Source organism: Niallia circulans (assembly GCF_007273535.1).
Classification (GTDB): domain Bacteria; phylum Bacillota; class Bacilli; order Bacillales; family Cytobacillaceae; genus Niallia; species Niallia circulans_B.
The window spans coordinates 367783-387873 of sequence record NZ_RIBP01000001.1 but is presented as its reverse complement, the minus strand read 5'-3'; the positions used below and the strand labels follow the sequence as shown (position 1 = coordinate 387873).

Annotated in this window: 24 protein-coding genes; 3 read left to right on the top strand and 21 right to left on the bottom strand. The window is 35.7% G+C overall.

All coding sequences use genetic code 11. The features are described from left to right. Window positions 1-2 precede the first annotated feature (2 nt). The 13 genes from fni to CEQ21_RS02825 form a co-directional block, all read right to left on the bottom strand. On the bottom strand, window positions 3-1064 hold the full coding sequence (gene fni / locus CEQ21_RS02885; RefSeq protein WP_185763155.1) for a type 2 isopentenyl-diphosphate Delta-isomerase: 1062 nt from the start codon (window positions 1062-1064) through the stop codon (window positions 3-5). A gap of 34 nt (window positions 1065-1098) precedes the next feature. After that, window positions 1099-1977 carry a phytoene/squalene synthase family protein gene (locus CEQ21_RS02880; RefSeq protein WP_185763154.1) on the bottom strand — a complete coding sequence of 293 codons (879 nt, stop codon included), beginning with the start codon at window positions 1975-1977 and terminating at the stop codon, window positions 1099-1101. Further along, on the bottom strand, window positions 1964-3529 hold the full coding sequence (locus tag CEQ21_RS02875; RefSeq protein WP_185763153.1) for a phytoene desaturase family protein: 1566 nt from the start codon (window positions 3527-3529) through the stop codon (window positions 1964-1966). The genes CEQ21_RS02880 and CEQ21_RS02875 overlap by 14 nt, the downstream gene beginning before the upstream one ends. Window positions 3530-4156: 627 nt before the next feature. After that, on the bottom strand, window positions 4157-4846 hold the full coding sequence (gene alsE / locus CEQ21_RS02870; RefSeq protein WP_127739278.1) for a D-allulose 6-phosphate 3-epimerase: 690 nt from the start codon (window positions 4844-4846) through the stop codon (window positions 4157-4159). 93 nt (window positions 4847-4939) lie between these two features. After that, entirely contained in the window at window positions 4940-6031 is a 1092-nt protein-coding gene (locus tag CEQ21_RS02865; protein WP_185763152.1) for a PTS fructose transporter subunit IIC, read from the bottom strand. 55 nt (window positions 6032-6086) lie between these two features. Further along, on the bottom strand, window positions 6087-6536 hold the full coding sequence (locus CEQ21_RS02860) for a PTS sugar transporter subunit IIA (RefSeq protein ID WP_185763151.1): 450 nt from the start codon (window positions 6534-6536) through the stop codon (window positions 6087-6089). A gap of 20 nt (window positions 6537-6556) precedes the next feature. Then, on the bottom strand, window positions 6557-6874 hold the full coding sequence (locus CEQ21_RS02855; RefSeq protein ID WP_185763150.1) for a PTS fructose transporter subunit IIB: 318 nt from the start codon (window positions 6872-6874) through the stop codon (window positions 6557-6559). 11 nt (window positions 6875-6885) lie between these two features. Continuing rightward, the gene (locus tag CEQ21_RS02850) at window positions 6886-7326 is read right to left on the bottom strand and encodes a PTS sugar transporter subunit IIA (RefSeq protein ID WP_185763149.1); all 441 of its coding nucleotides are present in this window, start codon (window positions 7324-7326) and stop codon (window positions 6886-6888) included. Then, entirely contained in the window at window positions 7316-8803 is a 1488-nt protein-coding gene (locus CEQ21_RS02845; RefSeq protein WP_185763148.1) for a BglG family transcription antiterminator, read from the bottom strand. Before CEQ21_RS02845 ends, CEQ21_RS02850 begins: the two co-directional genes overlap by 11 nt. A gap of 552 nt (window positions 8804-9355) precedes the next feature. After that, complete coding sequence (gene nfsA / locus CEQ21_RS02840; protein WP_185763147.1) at window positions 9356-10096, bottom strand: oxygen-insensitive NADPH nitroreductase; 741 nt, start codon at window positions 10094-10096, stop codon at window positions 9356-9358. Window positions 10097-10189: 93 nt separating this feature from the next. Next, window positions 10190-10777 carry a TetR/AcrR family transcriptional regulator gene (locus tag CEQ21_RS02835; RefSeq protein WP_185763146.1) on the bottom strand — a complete coding sequence of 196 codons (588 nt, stop codon included), beginning with the start codon at window positions 10775-10777 and terminating at the stop codon, window positions 10190-10192. A 117-nt stretch (window positions 10778-10894) separates the two neighbouring features. Further along, window positions 10895-11125, bottom strand: coding sequence for a hypothetical protein (locus CEQ21_RS02830; RefSeq protein WP_185763145.1), 231 nt, complete (start codon window positions 11123-11125; stop codon window positions 10895-10897). A 147-nt stretch (window positions 11126-11272) separates the two neighbouring features. After that, window positions 11273-11488, bottom strand: coding sequence for a hypothetical protein (locus CEQ21_RS02825; RefSeq protein WP_185763144.1), 216 nt, complete (start codon window positions 11486-11488; stop codon window positions 11273-11275). 472 nt (window positions 11489-11960) lie between these two features. Between CEQ21_RS02825 and CEQ21_RS02820 the strand changes: the two genes are divergently transcribed. After that, complete coding sequence (locus tag CEQ21_RS02820) at window positions 11961-12146, top strand: hypothetical protein (RefSeq protein WP_185763143.1); 186 nt, start codon at window positions 11961-11963, stop codon at window positions 12144-12146. Window positions 12147-12205: 59 nt separating this feature from the next. Here the strand turns inward: CEQ21_RS02820 and CEQ21_RS02815 are convergent, their stop codons facing one another. Then, complete coding sequence (locus tag CEQ21_RS02815) at window positions 12206-12421, bottom strand: hypothetical protein (protein WP_185763142.1); 216 nt, start codon at window positions 12419-12421, stop codon at window positions 12206-12208. A gap of 369 nt (window positions 12422-12790) precedes the next feature. Between CEQ21_RS02815 and CEQ21_RS02810 the strand changes: the two genes are divergently transcribed. Both CEQ21_RS02810 and CEQ21_RS02805 read left to right on the top strand, forming a co-directional pair. Beyond that, complete coding sequence (locus CEQ21_RS02810; protein WP_185763141.1) at window positions 12791-13621, top strand: YitT family protein; 831 nt, start codon at window positions 12791-12793, stop codon at window positions 13619-13621. 199 nt (window positions 13622-13820) lie between these two features. Then, window positions 13821-14192, top strand: coding sequence for a hypothetical protein (locus CEQ21_RS02805; RefSeq protein WP_185763140.1), 372 nt, complete (start codon window positions 13821-13823; stop codon window positions 14190-14192). Between the two features lie 75 nt (window positions 14193-14267). Here the strand turns inward: CEQ21_RS02805 and mnhG are convergent, their stop codons facing one another. From mnhG to CEQ21_RS02770, 7 genes are read right to left on the bottom strand one after another with little or no spacing between them, the layout of a single operon-like run. After that, a complete protein-coding gene (mnhG, locus tag CEQ21_RS02800; protein WP_185763139.1) occupies window positions 14268-14624 on the bottom strand; it encodes a monovalent cation/H(+) antiporter subunit G in 357 nt (118 codons plus the stop codon). Further along, on the bottom strand, window positions 14608-14877 hold the full coding sequence (locus CEQ21_RS02795; protein ID WP_419181582.1) for a Na(+)/H(+) antiporter subunit F1: 270 nt from the start codon (window positions 14875-14877) through the stop codon (window positions 14608-14610). Before CEQ21_RS02795 ends, mnhG begins: the two co-directional genes overlap by 17 nt. A gap of 14 nt (window positions 14878-14891) precedes the next feature. After that, window positions 14892-15368: a Na+/H+ antiporter subunit E gene (locus CEQ21_RS02790; protein WP_185763137.1), complete on the bottom strand. Its 477-nt coding sequence runs from the start codon at window positions 15366-15368 to the stop codon at window positions 14892-14894. Window positions 15369-15373: 5 nt separating this feature from the next. Continuing rightward, window positions 15374-16855 carry a Na+/H+ antiporter subunit D gene (locus CEQ21_RS02785; protein ID WP_185764066.1) on the bottom strand — a complete coding sequence of 494 codons (1482 nt, stop codon included), beginning with the start codon at window positions 16853-16855 and terminating at the stop codon, window positions 15374-15376. After that, on the bottom strand, window positions 16848-17189 hold the full coding sequence (locus CEQ21_RS02780; protein WP_185763136.1) for a Na(+)/H(+) antiporter subunit C: 342 nt from the start codon (window positions 17187-17189) through the stop codon (window positions 16848-16850). Before CEQ21_RS02780 ends, CEQ21_RS02785 begins: the two co-directional genes overlap by 8 nt. Further along, window positions 17189-17611 carry a Na(+)/H(+) antiporter subunit B gene (locus tag CEQ21_RS02775; RefSeq protein ID WP_185764065.1) on the bottom strand — a complete coding sequence of 141 codons (423 nt, stop codon included), beginning with the start codon at window positions 17609-17611 and terminating at the stop codon, window positions 17189-17191. The genes CEQ21_RS02780 and CEQ21_RS02775 overlap by 1 nt, the downstream gene beginning before the upstream one ends. Then, a complete protein-coding gene (locus CEQ21_RS02770) occupies window positions 17598-19997 on the bottom strand; it encodes a Na+/H+ antiporter subunit A (protein ID WP_185763135.1) in 2400 nt (799 codons plus the stop codon). Before CEQ21_RS02770 ends, CEQ21_RS02775 begins: the two co-directional genes overlap by 14 nt. Window positions 19998-20091 lie beyond the last annotated feature (94 nt).

The following is a 20091-nucleotide window of genomic DNA, read 5'->3' as shown; positions in this document are numbered from 1 at the left end:
CATTACGGCTTCCTTTGCGCAAGACTTTGCCAGTCAAGTCCTCTCGCTTCGCACCATTCTCTTACCTTCCCGCCAGCTATCATCGGACAGTGCTGAAGATTTGGAATAGATTGAGCCCCTTGGAGGAGAAGCAGCATTTTTAAATGTTCCTTCCACACCTCCAGCTCCGTTATTAATCCATTAATGCCTTCGTCATGGAGAATTTTCAAAAATGGTCCGGCAATTCCTGCAGCAGACGCTCCTAAGGAGAATGATTTTACTGCATCAAGCGGGTTACGTATTCCGCCTGAGGCGATGATTGTCAGCTCACCTAATACGGACTGTGCTTCTAACAACGAAATGACAGTCGATTGACCCCAATCTTTTAAATACGCAAAATCGCGTTTACTTCTGCGCTCATTTTCTATATGAATGAAATTGGTGCCGCCTTTTCCTCCTAAATCAACATATTGAATACCAGCACTATGTAGCTGCCTGAGCGTTTCTGAACTCATGCCGAACCCGGTTTCCTTGACGATAACAGGCACCTGCAGCTTTACCGATAATTTTTCTAACCTAGCAAGAATATTAGTGAAATTGCGTTCTCCTTCTGGCATAACCAGCTCTTGTGGCACATTCAAATGAACTTGCAGGGCATCAGCCTCCAGCATATCAATAGCTGTTAATGCATAATCGAGTGGCGCATCTGCCCCAATATTTGCAAATACAAGACCGTGCGGGTTTTTTTCTCTTACAACTTTAAATGTATGTGCAAGGTCTTCATTTCGAATGGCAGCATGCTGAGAACCGACTGCCATTGCAATTCCAGTTTCCCTGGCAGCTTCCGCAAGAGATGCATTAATTACTGCTGATTTCTCACTGCCACCTGTCATTGCATTGATAAAAATTGGGTAATCGAGCGTTAAAGGCCCGATGTTGGTCTGGAGCTGAATGTCTTCCATCTTCATTTCCGGCAAGGAACGGTGAATGAATGACAGCTCATCAAAATCGGAACTAAGTGAAAATGGTGATGTTAATGCAAGGTTAATGTGCTCTGCTTTACGATTTTGTCTAATTGTGTCCATAACTGTTACAGCTCCCAAGTCCTCTAAATATGAGTTATAAACCCACTGTTAATTCTTCTACTGCTTGCTTTAATCGAACCATATTCTCTTCAGATACATAGTTTCGTGTATGCAAGCAGTCATATCCATTTTCTCGGACAACTTTTAATATTTCTTTATAAATAAGTGCTGATAAAAGAACATGTAATTGACTGTCTTTATCAAAATAATCCATTCCAACCTGAAATAATGCATAAAGCTGTTCTGATCGGGTTGCAATTTCCTCCCAAACTTTTATAAAGGATGCGTTTATATTGCTAGCTTCTAAGTCCCGTTGTTTGTAATCTTCCTTTTCAAGCAAATCAACTGGTAAATAGATTCGATTATTTCGATAATCCTCACCAACATCTCTGAGAATATTAGTCAATTGCATAGCGACCCCTAATTGAACTGCATACATATGCAAGTGCTGATGATTTTCCGTTGCTAAAATAGGAAGAAGCATCAAGCCAACCGTTCCGGCTACATAATAACAATACTGCTCTAACTCTGCTAATGTATTAGGCTGTTGAAAGTTTATGTCCATCTTTTGTCCTTCTAATTGCTCGTAGAAAGGTTTAATATCCATCTCATAACGGGTAAAAACATCTCGCAACGCTCTCCAAAGCGGGGATGAAATTTCCTCGCCCTTTTCAAAAAGCTTTAGCTGATGGTACAAGTTCTGCCAATTTTTTTCTTGTACAGATTTATTTCCAGTTTCATCAACACTGTCATCTGCATAGCGGCAAAATGCATAAATGGCATATACAGCATTCGCTTTGTCTTTTGGCAGCTTTTTAAAAGCGTGGTAGAAGCTTGCTGAATTGTTTTTAATCACATTTTCACAGTATTGATAGTCATTTTGAAGCGAATCAATGATTTTAGCTTCCCTCATTTGCAACCCCTCCTGCAGAATGGACTGTCTTTTCTGTCGTTGCTTTCATAGAAACAGAATCATCTAATATTAATTCATCACTTGCAATTTTCGCTGATAGCAATACAATTGGGACACCTGCCCCTGGGTGTGTGCTGCTTCCTGTGAAATAGAGGTTTTCACAATTTTTCGCTTTGCTTTGCGGTCTTAAATGGTTACTTTGTGTTAACGTAGGACGTAATCCAAAGCAAGCGCCATTATATGCGTTGAACTTCTCAGCGAAATCCACTGGCGTCATATACGTTTCAGAGATAATATCCTCTTCGATTTCTGCTAGCCCCTCGACTTGACTGAGCGTTTGAAGGACTTGAGACCGATAATAGGAAATTGTTTCATCTGTCCATTCGTACTTAGCTGTAGATAGATCAGAGACAGGGACAAGTATATATAGTCCATCCTTCCCTTCTGGAGCCAATGTTGGATCTAGCTTGGAAGCAGTGTATACATAAAAGGATGGATTCACTAGTTTTTCCCCTGCAAATATATCGTCAAGGTTCTTTTTTAGTTCCTCTCCAAAGAAAAAGCTATGAGCGGTTTTTAATTCTTCATATTTTTTATTCATGCCTAAATACATGATGAAGCATGAGCAGGAATAATCCATACTATCAATCTTTTTATCTGTATATTTTCCTTTTGCTTTGTCTTCTTTTACAAGATTTTTCATGGCATAAGGAAAATCAGCATTACAAATAACCTTGTCGGCAGAAACCACTTTACCATTCACCTTAATTCCTGTTGCTACTTGATTTTCTATCATAATTTCTTCTACAGAGGATTGATAGAAAACCTTGCCGCCAAGCTCAAGAAATAATCGCTCCATTGACTTGGCCATCGTATACATACCGCCTTTTATAAACCAGATGCCATAGAAAAACTCAATCATCGGAATCATCGAGTACAAAGACGGACCGTTATATGGAGACACACCGATATATAACGTTTGAAAACTAATCATTTGCTTCAACTGCTCATTTTTAACATATTTACTTATAAAATTGTCAGCACTGTCAAAGGTCTTTAACTTCAATGCTTGATACAATGTTGCAGGATTGTAGAAATCCCTTTTATTTCGGAAGGGACGCTGCAGAAAATGATTTTTCGCCACCATAAAACGTTCATAAATCAACTGCAAGTATTTTAAGAACCCTTCTGCATCCTTTTCACTAGCATGTTCAAATGTTTTCATTAATTCCACCAAATCAGAGGAGACCTCGTGATAGCCTTGCTTTCCACTTCCAAAGAAAACGGAATACATCGGATCCAATCTTTCCATCGGGATATAATCATCTGGATTGCGTCCGGCCAGTTCAAAGATTTCCCGATATAACTCTGGCATCATTACAATGGATGGTCCAAGGTCAAATTGAAAGCCATCCTTTTCAATGCGATGCATTTTCCCTCCTGCAATAGCTTCTTTCTCATATATTTCAACCTCGTATCCAGCATGCTGCAAACGGATAGCACTTGCCAATCCTGCAACACCTGCACCAATAATAGCTACTTTTTTAGTCATTGTGGTAAATTGCCCCCTATTTTACTTCTGGTAATATTTTTAAATCCTAATCTAACCTTCCCTTATCAGTTGATAAACCAAATAACTACAACTCCCCTTATCAAGTGATAAGGAAGACGAACATTTCACTTATCGATTGATAAGCAACTGTAAAATATCTCACCTTATCAAGTGATAAGGTGAAATTCAAACAACTTTATTATCAAGTGATAATGGTTTGTTGTCAACATACAGCTATTAAACTAACAATTCGGGTAAAATCAGTAAGTTAACCTTTTAAAACATAAAAAAATCTGGATAAGGATTTATCCATATGCCTTACTCAATATATAAGTGCATTATTTCTTATTACCCTTTTTACATTCTCTTGAAACCTTTTTCCGATTTTTTTTTGCATCTTAAAAATTGAGTTGTTCTTTTAATGACATAAGCGTATTTCTCCTATTCTAGGTTATAGAAGAATTATCTTATCGCTAGTAACTATTAAAGTGAATACAAAACATAATTTAAGCAAGCTAATCACTTTTAAAACTAGTCTTCAAAACAAACTATTATATAATTGAAAAGTTACTTTTATGCATCAACAAAAAAAAGAGGTGGGTAGCTTGACCCAGCCTCTTTAAACCTTTATTCTACTACTTTCCCTGTCATATCCTCATAATCTTTACACATTATTTCCCATGATTTTTGAATATCTTCATCTAAACCAAATAGACCGCTACGACCGATGATATAAATATCAGGATCTGCTGCATCGATTCTTTTAAAGGTTTTTCTACTTGATGAGCCATCCATTTCAATAACATATTGATAGCCTTTTTCGTCACGTAATTCTCTTAATGCGACAATTTTATCAAGGGTGCTTTCAATAAAGCGTTGTCCTGCGAAGCCTGGATCAACTGTCATAATCGTGATTTTATCCACTAAATCAATATAAGGGAAAATTGTTTCAATAGGAGTTTCAGGATTTAATACTATCCCTGCTTTAAGTCCAGCATCATGGATTTGATCAATTAAGCGGAAAGCAAGGCCATCCAGTACTTCTGCATGCATACAAATCCATTCACACTTTAGATCCACTAATTGTTGGACCCAGAAGCTTGGATTAGTTACCATAAGATGGGCAGACATCGGTAAGTCACTTATTTTTCGCACTTCCTGCATAAACCATGGGGATAATGTGATATTAGGGACATAATGCCCATCCATGATATCAATATGATAAGAACCTACATGATCGTTTAAAAAAGTGATTTGCTCTTTAAACTTATCTAAATCCATTGTCATTAATGACGGTGAAAATTCTACTTTTTTCATATTCTATTAATCCTCCATAAATCTCTAGTTTCTTTAGGAATAAAAAAATATTTATAATTTTATTATTCCTAAAGTTAACACGCTTACATTTTTTTATAGAATTTGAATGTCATCTAAATCGATATCTTCTTCTTCTACTTCTATTTCCTCATCTTCTTTTACATTTTTCTTAATTAAAGCTAATGCCAATCCTGTTACAACAACGTTAACTAAGATAGCTGCAACCCCAGCCCATGGATTTGACATTGTTGGTAGCATAAATACTCCCCCAAATGGTACAGTTGCATCTGCTCCTAACACCATCGTTACTGCACCACCAGCTGCTCCACCAATCGCTACAGCAGTTACAGTACGAACAATATCATTCATAACAATCGGAATAACACCTTCTACAATGTTAACAACACCCATTGGCACTGCTGATTTCAACGTTTCTACTTCTGATCGTGTATAGATGTTTTTTCTAAAGATTTTAGCAATAAAGTAAGCTAATCCAAAACCGATTGGAGTTGCAGTATTAACTAATTGTAGTGCTGTGATAGGTCCATTAATTCCTTCTGCTTGCATCGTCAATACGAAGGCAAATACTGTTTTGTTGATCGGTCCACCAAAGTCAACTCCACTTAACAGACCAACAATTCCACCAAATACAAGTAACGAAGAGGTACCTAAACTGTTTAATCCATCTGTTAATAAGGCCGTAAGAGCCGCTACAGGAATTCCAATAATGTAAACCATGATTAGTCCACCAATAATGGAGGTGAAAAATGGCACAATTAATGTTGGCATTAAGCCTTTAGCCCAGCTAGGAACTTTAAAATGTTTAATAATAGCTACAGCAAGATAACCAGATAAGAATCCTCCTAAAATACCACCAATAAAGCCAGCGCCAATTGCATTAGCACTTAATCCAATAATGAAACCTGGAGCAATACCGGGTTTACCAGCAATAGAATAAGAGATTCCTGTTGCGATAACGACAGGTAGTAAGCCTAAACCTGCTCCACCCATTGTTGCTAGAGCATCCCATAAGGAAAACTCCCCTTGTACTAAAGAACCTTGACTTGTTCCTCCAAAAGCCATCCCAATAGCGATCAAGAAACCTGCTCCACACACAATTGGAATCAAGTATGAAATAGCTGTTAATAAATGGCCTTTAAGATTTAATTTTTTTAATGCGCTCACAATTTACCCCTCCTATAAAAGACCTCGTTCAATAAATCTACTACTATATGTTTTCTTAGCTGCATAAAGCTTCTTTAACATCCTCAGCATTTTTAGATTGCAGCATCTTCTCAATAACTTCATCATTTCCTAGCTTTCTCGCAAATAATGATAATAGCTTCAAATGACTTTGTGCTCCATCATCGTTACTAACCGCAAATAGAATGATTCCCTTAACTCCCTTCCCATCGAGAGTTTCCCAAGCGATTTCTTCTTGCGTAATCCCAATCGCTACGCCTATTTTTTCGACAGAATCACTTTTTCCATGAGGAATAGCAATATAATTTCCGATTCCAGTTTGTCCTATCGCTTCCCTAGCATAAATATCCTTTGTAAATTCTTCAATATCCTTAATGTATTCGTTTTCAAGCAAGACCTGAGCTAATTCCTGAATAGCTTCTTCCTTGCTTTTAGCAGTCATATTCGTTTTAATTGTGTTTAAATCTACAATATTTTTTACTTCCATGATTAGCTCTCCTTTTATTCTTATTTTGGTTGGTTGACTACCTCAGCTGCTTTTTCAATTAATTTATTTGGTGATTTAACCGCTATTTCTGTTGTAACTTGGATAATTCTTTTCCCTTCGAAGCGTTCTCTTCCTGCGATTTTTACATCTGCCGCCAAAATAACGATGTCTGCTTCTGCGATTTGTTGTTGGCTCAATTCATTTTCTGTTCCAATTGTTCCTTGTGTTTCAATATGAATTTCATGACCTGCTTTTTTACCAGCATTCTCTAATTTTTCCTGTGCGATATATGTGTGTGCGATTCCAACTGTGCAAGCTGCAACTCCTACTATTTTCATGATTATTCCTCCTAATATTTTATAATTTCATTTATAAATGCTGCTTTTTCTTGACTGTTTATCAATCTGTCAAGATACTCTTCATCTGCCAAAGATCTAGTAAATGAGGCTATTCTCTTCTTCATATTAACGCTTTCATTTTTCTTCAACAAAATCACAATAATGAGGCAAATATTTTTTGTCTGAAAATCCCAATTCTCGATTGGTTTTGCTAACCGAAGAAATAAAATTTGACTTTTCTCTAGTTGTTCGCTTTCAATATGGGGTAATAAGACATGCTCTGCGATCATTGTACTGCCGACTTTTTCTCTATCCATTAATTGCTGGATAACTTCCTCCGGTGAAATAGGATTGTTTTGCCCAACAATTTCCGCAATAAAAGCGTGTACTTCTTCTTTTGTAGCTAACTCACAATTAAAATACAGTTGATAAAGTGAAGAATTAATTCCCATGATAAACTTCCTCTATCTTTCCCTGAAGTCTCTTCTGGTCATCAATGGTAAACATCGCACTCACTAATAGAAAAGGAATAGGTACATCCTCCTTAATATGAACAGTGCTCAGAATCAATTCAGCATCTGTATATTTCTCTTTTAGCATTTGAGTATTTCGGGATGCTACTACATCGACAATTTCTAACTCTGGAAATTTCTTTGAAACTTTTGCTTTTAAAAGCTCTGAAGTTCCTATTCCTGTTGTACACATTATCAATGTTTTTATAGGACGTTGATGCTGACCTGTTTCAATTGCCTTAGCAAAATAGAGGGTGATAAACCCAATCTCATCTTCGTTTATGGCTTGTAAGTTGAATTTCTCACTAACTAATTCCGAAACCTTCTTTACGCCCATAAATACGTCTTCATACGTTACCTTTATCTGACTTAACAAACTGTTTTTAACCCGAATCTTATGCTCTAATCGGTTAAGCATCGGTTTAATATGGTTGGCTAAATCGATATATATAGATTGACCGTCTATGTCGATTCCTAAGTTAGTACTCATTCCTTCAATATATGCTTTTGTTACTTGAATCACTTCTGATGAAAAAGTGGAAGTAATAGCATGAGACCCCTGCATTCGCGATGACACCAAATATTGATAAAGAAAATAAATTTCAATATCTGGCAAAGGACTGTTTAAATATTTCTCAATATTAGAGACAATCACTTTAGCAACCGGATACAAAATATCTCGCTTCATATTTTCCATTTCTTCTTTAGAAATTTCAGCAAACCTTCTAGTCGGAACTATTCTTGATCTGCTTAGCAGTATATATAAGTGTGAAAAAATGTTTACATTGTATGGGTAAGGAATCGTTATATTTAAATCTTCTTCAATCCTTCTTAATTGGTCCAAGATAAACAAAACATCGTACTGATTGAAATTCAGCTTTGGATTCCTTTTTAAATCATCAATATCGATAATATTAAAGATTTCAATAATATCTTTAATAGCTTTCCGAATATTAACCTCATCTCCAAGGATCGCTAATGTTCTATTTTTTCTCTCTAAAACCAAATTGTATTTTTTAAGCTCTTCACTCATTATTTGCTCGTCATTAAAAGTTGCAGAATCTCCAACATAATAGTGACTAAATAAATGATACACATTTATAGGCTTGGGCGAAGACAACAATAATTCTTCCATAATTCGTTTACGTCTCTCACTTGGAGAAAATTGCATTTCTTTATCTTTAACATTACTTTTTTGTGAATTAATAAATTTCTCGTAGTCTAGTCTATATCCTCTCCCTCTTTCAGATATGATTAAAGGACCATCCTCGTACTCATTATTAATTTTATTTATTAAACGATATACAGTTTTTTGAGAAACATTAAGTACTTCAAGGAGTTCCTTTGATGTCACATATCCTTGATGTTTGGAAAGAAACAATAACAGTTCTTGTTCATGATTGCTTTTAGAACTCATCTCTTTGCCTCCTTGATTTGATATTAACACAATATTTAAAAAGCACTTCACTGAAAAATGACCGTTGCAACGGTCACTTTTGTCCATTTTATAGGGTTTTTCTTGAGAGCGTCAAGGGTAGGCAGGTAGTTAGCCATTTAATTCATACTAAGGAGTATTGAATGTAAAATGTATATCACTCTGCAGTAAATTAAGTAACTTCTGCCCAAATTTTAGGTCTCTTATGTTTTTCAGAGGGAAAGCAAGTACTTCATCATCAGGCCCTAATGGCAATATAAAAAGAGGCTGGGACAAAACAAAAGATAACCTTTCTAAACAATAATAAGATTACATCTAATTTTTTAAAAATAAGCTTGTGACTAAATAGTGGTTTGAAAATAAGTTCATTCCATTACGCTACACTAAGATTTCTAATTATTGTATTAAAACTAAAAAAACAAAAAACGAACGAACTATCTAATCAATATTCGAATAGATAGTTCGTTCGGTTTTTATGCTAATTCACATACCTATGTCCCAGCCTCTCTACTGAAAACGAACCTAATACTAATTTTAACGCTTAGCCCATCCTTTACCATTTAAGAAATCCTTCATAAATGATCTTGGCAGACGTGCAAAGCTACCAATTGCAGTTTCCGACCATGTTCGGCTTGACTTTCTTCCTGAACGATTTTCATTATATAATTTAGTTGTTTCATCATACTGCTCAAATATCTCTTTCGTATTGCTGTTATAACGATTTGTATGATAAATACCTTCAAATGGGATTCTTGGTTTACTGTCATTTCGTTCATTTGGATAACCTACGACAAGTCCGAAGACAGGGAAAACGTACTCAGGAATTTCAAGTAACTCTGATATTTTTATTATTCCATCTCTAACTCCACCAATATAACAAACACCTAACCCCATGGATTCGGAGGCAATGACTAGGTTTTGGGCTGCCAAGGTCGCATCAATTGCCCCTACCAATGCAGCATCTATTCCCTCGATTGTCTCTGAAATGTTTATATTTACGTCTTCTGCCAATTGCTTATGACGATTAACATCAGCACAAAATACGAAAAAGTGACCGCCCTCTGCTATAAATGGTTGATTTCCCGCATGCTCTGCGATTTTCCGTTTCAGGTCAGGATCAGTTACACCTATTATTGAATATGCTTGTTGAAAGCTTGCAGATGAAGCTGCTTGTGCAGCGGTAACTAGTTGTTTTATTTGCTCCTCTGTTAAAGCTTGGTTTGTAAAAGAGCGGACAGACACATGGTTTAGTATTGTTTCGATCGTTTGGTTCATATTAAATTTCTCCTTCTACCTTGGTATATTTTAAACTGCACTTACTTTTTGAACGAACAGTACAAAATCATTGCAAGAAAACGGCAAACTTCATTAATAGATGCTTGCCATAGTTCCCTCGACGATTTGTTCTGCCATATCACGATTTCGTGTTGTAACATTGAGAGTTCGAAGACCATAGTAACTACATATATATGTTCTTGCCAATTCTAGTGCTGATCTATTTGATGTTATCTCACCAGCCTGTATTCCATCCTCCATGACACTAAATAGAACACTTTCCAAACACTCTACATGACGATTCGACCAAATCTCCACAATCGAATCGCTGCGACCACGCTCCATCGTAGCATTAATTAAAAAGCAGCCTTTACTTGAATCCTCAAAATCCTTCTCAACGGCCCATTCCAGCAGACCACGCAATCTTTCTTTAACAGGGACAGGACGTTCCAGAATCGCTGTCTGCACCTCAATCCAGTGCTCATGATAACGTTGGAGTGTTTGCTCATACAATTCATGCTTACTTCCAAACGTATTATATAAACTTCCTCGACCAAGCCCTGTACTGCTGCATAAATCCTCTGTGGAGCATGCTTCATACCCTTTTAACCAAAACACATTCATTGCTGCATCAAGCACCTCAGGCTTATTAAATTCACGAGGTCTTCCACTTTTACTCATGTTGTCTCCTTACATAAAAAGTAATTATAAAAACAGTATATATATTTTGTAACGGTCAGTCAATAATTGAACATTACTTTTCCCTTTTGGGAACCAATACTATTTTTAAGTACTATCTCACTGGAGGAACAATACAATAAATAAGACAACCAAGATTCCCCCTAAAAGTAAGGCTGCTAGTTTAAACCACCATTTCTCTTTTGAAATTGCTAACCAAGCCATTATTGGTATAGTGAACAATACTTTTGATAGATTCTCATTGATATTTAGATAATCAGGTACGAGAATGGCGGTGATTAAAAGCAATATAGTAATTATTAAAGAACTTCCAATTAATCGTAAATTCATAAAACCTCCTGAATTTATTATTGTATGAATATAAAACAATGCATTTCGAGTAAATTAAGCATTATAAATATGTAAAATTCCAGCTCAAGTTTATATAGAAGGAGAAACAAGAGCATTTATCCATCTTGGATAAATGCCCCCATTTAACTATTTTACAGGCATTGAGTATGTCACAGAAACACCACTGTTTTCCTGTATTTTCGTAAAAATCTCATTGAGTATGTCTAGTGATCTTTCATTTGAGTCATACTTGCCTAAAACTTTATTCCATTCATTTGAATTACCTACAATTTTTTTCCCTTCGACAGAAACTTCTTTCACATTTATTAAACTTTGTTTATCTTGAGACATAATCCATAACATCTAAAACCAATCCTTTCCATCCTATATAGCTCAGCTTTATTAATGCCTGTACTTTTATATACGGTTTAAGATGTATGAAAGTTCCATATTAACTTCTTGTTAATGTTAGTGACAGCACAACAAGAACATACTCTCACTGAAAATTAGGGAATTTATGGATATCGCACAAAAAAAGCGCTATAATGTATATAAGGAGTTGAATAATCATGGAGCTACTTATTGGAATTTTCACCTTTGTTGGTGACCTCTGTGCAGCATGGGCAATGTCTGCTTGGAGTTACTTCAATGATAAAATTGGGCCCAATTAACTTCTTTTTTTAAAGGACTATATCATTTTATTAGTCCTTTTTTATGTTGAGGATCGTCTAATCCATTAACGGTAACTTCAAAAAAATGGCTTAAAACAAAAAATCCAATATTTTGAAACTTTTCCCTACATTAATCGTATTTATATATGAAAGGGAGTGACAGTATGAACGAAAAAGGTAAAGCATGCTTAGAATGTGGCGGTACTTCATTTGCTCAAGGAACTGATTACATAAACTTAAGACCACTTGATAATAAACTTACAATCGGTTCAGAAAAAGTCTATACATTCTGTGTTGATTGTGGAGAAGTTAATTCAATTAAAATTGTAAATCCAAGTAAATTAACTTAATATCCCCTACTTCTCGTACCTTTTTAAAGGTACTTTTTTTTATTAAATAGGAACATATTTCATCCTTTCTTTATCATAAGTGATTTTTTTATAACTAAAAGTACATAAATTAAAAGGAAAATTGATGTTAATGCAAAAAGGTATGTTGTAAATTCAAACCAAAATTTTGCCTTGAATTGATTGATAAAATAAATTGGTCGTGTAATGAAGCTAATAACAAGATTAAAAATGACAATAACTAAACTAATAATACCCGCTTCTTTAACGATTTTCATTAATATCCCCCCTCTTTAATTACTAATATCCATTCCAAATTCAATAAACAGCCTTAGTTGTATTGTTCCGAATCTCAAATCTTATCACTTACCGATAGTAATCTATTATTTCTAACTCTATTACTTAATACGAAATTTTTCAGAGAATTGTTTCAAAAAAATATGCTTTCATGCTAGGCTGCCACTGTTGTACAGAAATAAAAATAGAAAAACCATCATATCGGACCCAAGCAATTTCTCCTAAAAACAATTTCATATCATAATACTAGAATATTTTTTCAAAAAAGATTATTTCTCCTTACTGCGTCTGGTATACTTTAGTATTGCAACATTTTATTATACATATGAGATTAGATAAGGAGAAACAACATGAAGAAATACACTGTTGATATACTACTACTTGCGTTAGGATCGCTTCTTTTTGCTATTGCGGTCAATGTATTTGTTATTCCCAATGATTTAGGTGAAGGTGGAGTTACCGGGCTTACGATTATTAGTTATTATTTATTCAAATGGTCTCCAAGTATCGTTAGTTTCCTGTTAAATGCTGTTTTAATAGTGGTGGGATTAAAATTCTTAAGCAAACAAACAGCGATTTATACCATTATTGCTGTTTGTTTTAATTCCTTGTTTTTACATTTAACAGAATCATGGTCTATTCCATCTGAAGAGGTTATTGTACATGCTTTATTTGGTGGTGTGTTAACTGGAGTTGGTCTTGGTTTAATCATAAGAGTGGGAGGAACTACGGCTGGTTCTACCATACTAGCGAAAATCATTCATAAATACCTAGGCTGGAGTGTAAGCTATAGTTTACTTATTTTAGATTTAATTGTCGTGTTCTTGTCTTATTTTATTATTGGCATAGAAGGAGTTATGCTTACAATCGTTATGTTATATGTCGGAACGAAAACGATGGAATTCATACTCGAAGGAGCTAATCGCCAAAAAGCCGTTACAATTATTTCTGCCTATTCAAAGGAAATTGCTTTTGAGGTCAGCACAAGAATGGAGCGCGGAATAACAGTTATATCAGGACACGGTTATTATACGAAAGAGAATAAAGAAGTTTTGTATATAGTTATTAATAATCAAGAAATCATTAAATTAAAGAAGATTATTAAGCACATAGATAATGAGGCTTTTATTACGATTCATGATGTAAGAGATGTATTTGGTGAAGGGTTTAGTTCCATTTAAGGCTCTCTAATTAGTGAGTTGTATCACCGCCTATTTTGACCATATATTCGTATGAAGGTAACTTTTATTAATTTATTCTAGCCCATTAGTAGATTACGGTAATTCTTATAAACTAAGATAAATTTTAGGATTGTCGAATTAAGTCATTTTATGTATTATGAAGGCAGCAGTTATTTTTTACGCTTTGGGGGAACAAGAAATGAGGAAGCTATATTCCTTTGAATTGGATAAAGAAAAGAGCATTTTCTTTGTGAAAGTAGACGGTTTTTTTAAAGAGGCAGACGCGAAAATTTATTTAAGTGAATTTCAGACTGTCGTTAATAGTATTAATCCTTCAAGATATACATTAATTATAGATGGCCGCGGACAAGAGGAAGTGCCAAGTGCTGTGGTGGATGATATCATCTTCGTTTTGAAGCTGTATTGGATGGCTAATTTTAAAACGCTGATCATTATAAGTCCTGCCTCTCCTGCTTCCAGAATACAGGTTGAAAATTGCGTTACAAAAATTAATTTCCCTGGAATTTTTGTTGATTCCGTTGAGGAAGCATACAACCTACTAGATAAATAGTGATAACAAGAAAACCTTCCGTTAATTTGTAAAATACGGAAGGTTTTTTAACAGCAATTTTTACGCTCTTTATCATCAATTACTTTCTTTGCTGCTTCTACTACTTTTTAAATCATCGCGGACACTTTTATCCCATAGTTCCACGCCTGAATTGTAAGCTGCTCTGCCGATAAGATGGCCTGCAACAGGTGAAGTTAGAAAGAAGAAAGCAATCCCTAGTAAAATTCTTGAATTAAACTGACCATTTATAAAATAAAAATATAAAAAAGTAGCCAGAAGAATGAGCATTATTCCAAGCGTTGCTGCTTTAGATGCTGCGTGATTTCTCGTATAAACATCTGGAAGTCGGATGACACCTAAAGCAGCCACTAAATGCAGCAGAACTCCAATTGCTATTAACAAGCCAACAATCCCCTTAACTATCTCGGTCATTTTCAATCACCTCTCCCTTCTCTAAAAATTTAGAAAAAGCTACCGTTCCAATGAACGCGAGGATGCCGATTACTAAAATCACTTCAAGAAAAGCACTTGTGTTAAGGACAATCGATATTAAAGCAGTCAAGCCCGCTAAACAAATACCGATAGCATCTAATGCAACGACTCTATCAGGAGTTGTTGGCCCTTTAATTGCTCTGTAGGTAAATCCTATCATCGCAACTACGATTAACAGGATTGCCATATACATAAACGTCTGAAACATTACCTGCCCACCTCCAAAATTGCTTTCTCAAATGTACCTTTAATGGAGTCGATGGATTCCTGTGCATCATTAATATCTATAGCATGAACATATAATATTTTATTATCTGGAGATACCTCAATCACAAGTGTACCAGGTGTCAAGGTGATTAGATTAGCCAGAAGCGTTATTTCCCAATCCTTCTCTAAAATTGTCGGGTAGGCAAAAATTCCTGGCTGCATATTTAATTTTGGCTTTAAGACTGTTTTCACAACGGCTATGTTTGAGCCAATTAATTCTCTAATAAAAATGTAGGCCAGCTTTAGTACAGCAACGATCCTTAATAGGTAAAACCGAGCAGAAAAGAAATTCCTGAAAATATAGATGATCAGCAAACCGAATAGATATCCTTTCAGAAACGCCACTGGTTCAAATGATACCGTCATTACCATCCACATAAAACCAAGAAACACATTTAATAAAATTTGAAAAGCCACGCGTATCACTCCTTTAAGACTGCATCAATATAAATTTCTGGTTGTACCAATGTCTCAGCCGCCTGTGAGATATACGGATAAACGGCTTCCGCACAAAGCCCCAAAAGAATAGAGATACTAATTAGGATTATTGGTGCAATCATTAACGTTTTCACCGGTGCCTTCCCCTCCCCTTCATAGGAACGAGGAGTACCCCAAAATCCATTTATAAAGATTTTCATTATGGAGAGTAATATAAGAAGACTAGAGATTAATACAACTGCTGCACCAAGGTAATTCCCTGCTTCAAAACCACCTTTAACAATTAACAGCTTGCCGATAAAACCGCTTAGAGGTGGAATTCCTGCAAGAGACAGTGCACTTAAGAAAAACGTCCATGCTAACCCAGGATATTTTTTAATTAATCCGCTAATCTCCTTTAATTTACTCGTGCGAGTAATACTTATAATAATACCTACTAAAAGAAACAGAGTCGTTTTTATAAGCATATCGTGGATTAAATAAAACACCGAACCTGTTAGCGAATCTGTAGTCATCGCCGAAATGCCGAAAAGAATAACTCCCACAGCAACGATTATATTGTAGATAATAATTTTTTTGATGTCTGCAAAAGCAAGTGCGCCAATCAAACCAAAGATAATACTCAATATAGCTAACGTCGCTAATATTTTGCTAGTATAGCCTGTATCATGATAAAAAAACAGCGTGTACGTTCTCATAATGGAGTACACCCCAACCTTTGTCAGTAATGCACCGAATAGAGCCATTACGGGAATTGGCGGAGCATTGTAAGACCCTGGAAGCCAGAAGGATAACGGGAAAACCGCTCCTTTTAAACCAAATACAACTAAAAATAAAATCGCAATGACTGTTATAATTCCGGGCTGTCCCACTTCACTAATTCTTTCTGATATATGTGCCATGTTAAGTGTACCGACAACTGAATATAAATACGCAACTGTTATGACAAATAATGCGGAAGAAATAATATTCACAAGAAGATATTTAATAGATTCACGTAGCTGTATTTTTGTGCCTCCAAGTACGATAAGTGCATAAGATGCCATCAGCATTACTTCAAAGAATACAAAAAGATTGAATATGTCCCCTGTTGTAAATGCTCCATTAACACCAACAATAAGAAAGTTAAAACATGGGTAGAAATAAAACCTCTCGCGCTCTTTCCCAATGCTCCGGAAAGAGTAAATGAGAGTAGTACATGCAACAATACTAGTAGTAAGCACAAGCAATGCTGATAGCATGTCAGATACAAGCGTAATCCCAAATGGAGCCTCCCAGCTAGAAACATTCAATGTTTGAATGCCATCCTGTCTGATCTTTTGGACTAAAATGGCAGAAACAACAATAGTAGAAATCGAGGATATGGCGGAAATCCACCTTTGGGCAATAATTTTTTTGGAAAAGAAAATAAGAATAACTCCAGTTATTAACGGAATTAATATTGGTAAAAGTAAAAAATTAATCATTGCCATCCATTCCTCTCAATTTTTCCATATTGTCAGTGCCAAGCTCTTGGTAGGCACGATAGGCTAAAACTAAGAAAAAGGCTGTCACCCCAAAACTAATGACAATCGCTGTTAATATTAATGCTTGTGGAATCGGATCTGTATATGATTCTGCATTTTCCCCCAGCAATGGTGCAGCTCCTTTTTTCAAGCCTCCCATTGTTAAAATAAGCAAATGGGCTCCATGACTTAATAACCCAGTCCCGACAATAATCCGCAGCAAGCTTTTGGAAAGCATTAAATAGGTTGCACACATAAACAATATCCCAATAACAAAGATCATGATTATTTCCATTATTCATCTCCTCCAATCGTTTGAATAATAGTCATTGTGACTCCAACTACTACTAAGAACACACCTAGGTCAAATATTGTAGCTGTATGGAGCGAAAGTTCTCCTAAGATCGGCATATTAACATGAGTATACGCATGAGTTAGGAAGGGAACGTTGAAAACCATTGCCCCCGCTCCCGTTCCAATCGCAAATATGAGACCTGTTGCAATCATGTACATATAATTAAATGGCAATATCTTCTTAACTGTCTTTAAGTCAAAAGCCAATAGTAATAACACTATTGCACCAGATGTTAAGAGCCCACCTATAAAGCCTCCTCCTGGCGTGTAATGACCGGTGAAGAAAATAAACACAGAGAAAATAAGGATAATAAATAAGACAATTTTTGTTGTCGTTTGTAAGATGACATCATTTGTTTTCAGTTTTCTTCCCTCCCTGTTGGCGAAGCTTGATTAATCCAAATATCCCAATTGCAGCTATAGCAAGGACCGTAATTTCAAACATAGTATCAAGTCCACGGAAATCAACCAAGATGACGTTAACCATATTTTTTCCTGCTGCCTCTTTATATGTGTTGTCGATATAATAGTGTGAAATTGATTCAAATAGCTTATTACTGTGTGCCGATAAACCTATTAGGATGACAATCGCTCCGACACCAACAGAAATAAGGGCATTTGTTAATTTAAAGGAAATTCGTTCTTCTCGCTTTTTTAACTTAGGCAAGTGATAAAAACACAGTAAAAATAACGCAACAGAAATGGTTTCAATAACAAGCTGAGTTAATGCCAAATCAGGTGCTCTGTATATAACAAAGAATAACGACACCGAGTAGCCAACAGCTCCCAATAATATAATAGAAGTTAAACGTGATTTAACGAACAGAATACTTATCGCTACAATGCATATTCCAACTGCGAGGATGACCTCCGCAATATGGATGCTTGAGATATTACTTGTATCAAACGTAAAGGCATCCTTTATAAATAAAGTGGAGCCTAACATGATAATAAAAAAGATAAATAAATAGAGTAGATACGTTCTAGAATTTCCTGTTAAAATACTATTGGTTATCTGGCGAGAAGTTTTTTCTGTACTAGTTAACGCCTCATCATAAAGATGGTTTAGTGACAGCTTCTCAGGAAAAACCTTATAAACCTCTCTCCATTTTGGATAAGTCTTATACAATATGAATCCTATCGCAATCACTCCAAAAGTCATAAAAAGCTCTGGATTAAAGCCATGCCAAAATGATATATGAACTTCCACTGTAAAACCAGGCATAATAGCTGCAACGGCTGGGGCAATAATCGTATTGGCTAAAACGTTAGGAAAAAATCCAAACGCAACAACAAGTGAAGCCAAAACAATTGGTGAAATTAACATACCGATTGGCGCCTCATGCGGCTTTTTTTTGAGTTTTTCAGGCTGAAGCTTACCAGTGAACGTCTTAAAAACGATAATCATGCTATAAACAAAAGTAAACACACTGGCAATCCATGCAATCACAGGAAACAGAATGCCGATTGTCTCCATATTGAAAATATCCATGCTAAGAACACGTACCATTGCCGTAAAAAACATTTCCTTACTTAAAAAACCATTAAATGGCGGAAGACCTGCCATTGAAAATGTTCCAATTATCGCAACAGTAAAGGTAATTGGCATGAGAGGCATTAATCCACCAAGCTTCCGAATATCTCTAGTGCCAGTTTCATGATCGACAATGCCAGCGACCATAAAAAGAGCACCTTTAAAAGTTGCATGATTAATGAGATGGAAAACTGCCGCTACGGTAGCAACCATATAATAACTATCATTAATAGAATCGAAGTGTAAGGCAGCTCCTCCGATACCAAGTAATGTCATAATCATCCCAAGTTGACTAATGGTTGAAAAGGCAAGGATGCCTTTTAAATCTGTTTGTTTTACAGCTGAAAAGGAGCCCCAAATCATTGTTACGATCCCAAACCCTGCTACTAACCAGACCCAAAGAGCAGTTTCAGCAAATACTGGACTCATTCTCGCGACTAAATAAATTCCTGCTTTAACCATTGTTGCTGAATGAAGATAAGCACTGACAGGGGTTGGAGCTTCCATTGCATCTGGTAGCCATATATGAAATGGAAATTGAGCTGATTTTGTTAAGGCGCCAAGTAAAATACAAAGCATTGCTGGTATAAATAAGTGATGTGTCATGATTTCATTCGTTTGCTGAATGATTTCGGAAATGCTGAAGGTTCCGGTCATTAAATAAAGAAGAATAATCCCTCCTAGCATGGAAAGACCGCCAAAAACCGTAATCAGCATTGATTTTTGGGCACCATACCGTGACTTTTCGCGTTTGTACCAATAGCCAATTAATAAAAAGGATGAAAAGCTAGTGAATTCCCAAAATGTATATAGAACAATTAAGTTATCTGAAAGAACAACACCAAGCATTGCTCCCATGAACAACAGCAAATATACATAAAAATTGTTTAATTGTTCCTTATCCTTCTGTAAATAATAAACAGAATAAAGAACAACTAACGAGCCAATCCCTGTAATTAAAAGCGCAAATAATAAAGCTAATCCATCAACCTTAGCCGTAAAGTCGATTCCAAGAGACGGAATCCACGAAACAGTTTTGGTAACAGTTTCTTCGGCAGAGGTGATTGAAATAAAGGAAAAGAAATAAATAAACAACAGCACTGGCAATGTAAGAACAAACCAGCCTGTATGCACTTGCCTAACATACTTAAAAACGATAGGTACAAATATAGCAAATAAGAATGGTGAAATTATTGCTAAATGAAGTAATGACATAGTTATCCCCCCTAATAAATATCTACTGTAATAACTAATTTTAATTTTTTTGTTTATAAAACTTCATAATGTTTTTTCTAACTATTAGTAGTGT

Bases quoted from the DNA above. Each gene is read 5' to 3' on its own strand.
- fni (WP_185763155.1), bottom strand. From the start codon at position 1,064: ATGGACACAATTAGACAAAATCGTAAAGCAGAGCACATTAACCTTGCA.
- CEQ21_RS02880 (WP_185763154.1), bottom strand. From the start codon at position 1,977: ATGAGGGAAGCTAAAATCATTGATTCGCTTCAAAATGACTATCAATAC.
- CEQ21_RS02875 (WP_185763153.1), bottom strand. From the start codon at position 3,529: ATGACTAAAAAAGTAGCTATTATTGGTGCAGGTGTTGCAGGATTGGCA.
- alsE (WP_127739278.1), bottom strand. From the start codon at position 4,846: ATGAAAAAAGTAGAATTTTCACCGTCATTAATGACAATGGATTTAGAT.
- CEQ21_RS02860 (WP_185763151.1), bottom strand. From the start codon at position 6,536: ATGGAAGTAAAAAATATTGTAGATTTAAACACAATTAAAACGAATATG.
- CEQ21_RS02855 (WP_185763150.1), bottom strand. From the start codon at position 6,874: ATGAAAATAGTAGGAGTTGCAGCTTGCACAGTTGGAATCGCACACACA.
- CEQ21_RS02850 (WP_185763149.1), bottom strand. From the start codon at position 7,326: ATGGGAATTAATTCTTCACTTTATCAACTGTATTTTAATTGTGAGTTA.
- CEQ21_RS02845 (WP_185763148.1), bottom strand. From the start codon at position 8,803: ATGAGTTCTAAAAGCAATCATGAACAAGAACTGTTATTGTTTCTTTCC.
- nfsA (WP_185763147.1), bottom strand. From the start codon at position 10,096: ATGAACCAAACGATCGAAACAATACTAAACCATGTGTCTGTCCGCTCT.
- CEQ21_RS02835 (WP_185763146.1), bottom strand. From the start codon at position 10,777: ATGAGTAAAAGTGGAAGACCTCGTGAATTTAATAAGCCTGAGGTGCTT.
- CEQ21_RS02830 (WP_185763145.1), bottom strand. From the start codon at position 11,125: ATGAATTTACGATTAATTGGAAGTTCTTTAATAATTACTATATTGCTT.
- CEQ21_RS02825 (WP_185763144.1), bottom strand. From the start codon at position 11,488: ATGTTATGGATTATGTCTCAAGATAAACAAAGTTTAATAAATGTGAAA.
- CEQ21_RS02820 (WP_185763143.1), top strand. From the start codon at position 11,961: ATGAACGAAAAAGGTAAAGCATGCTTAGAATGTGGCGGTACTTCATTT.
- CEQ21_RS02815 (WP_185763142.1), bottom strand. From the start codon at position 12,421: ATGAAAATCGTTAAAGAAGCGGGTATTATTAGTTTAGTTATTGTCATT.
- CEQ21_RS02810 (WP_185763141.1), top strand. From the start codon at position 12,791: ATGAAGAAATACACTGTTGATATACTACTACTTGCGTTAGGATCGCTT.
- CEQ21_RS02805 (WP_185763140.1), top strand. From the start codon at position 13,821: ATGAGGAAGCTATATTCCTTTGAATTGGATAAAGAAAAGAGCATTTTC.
- mnhG (WP_185763139.1), bottom strand. From the start codon at position 14,624: ATGACCGAGATAGTTAAGGGGATTGTTGGCTTGTTAATAGCAATTGGA.
- CEQ21_RS02795 (WP_419181582.1), bottom strand. From the start codon at position 14,877: ATGTATATGGCAATCCTGTTAATCGTAGTTGCGATGATAGGATTTACC.
- CEQ21_RS02785 (WP_185764066.1), bottom strand. From the start codon at position 16,855: ATGATTAATTTTTTACTTTTACCAATATTAATTCCGTTAATAACTGGA.
- CEQ21_RS02780 (WP_185763136.1), bottom strand. From the start codon at position 17,189: ATGGAAATAATCATGATCTTTGTTATTGGGATATTGTTTATGTGTGCA.
- CEQ21_RS02770 (WP_185763135.1), bottom strand. From the start codon at position 19,997: ATGTCATTACTTCATTTAGCAATAATTTCACCATTCTTATTTGCTATA.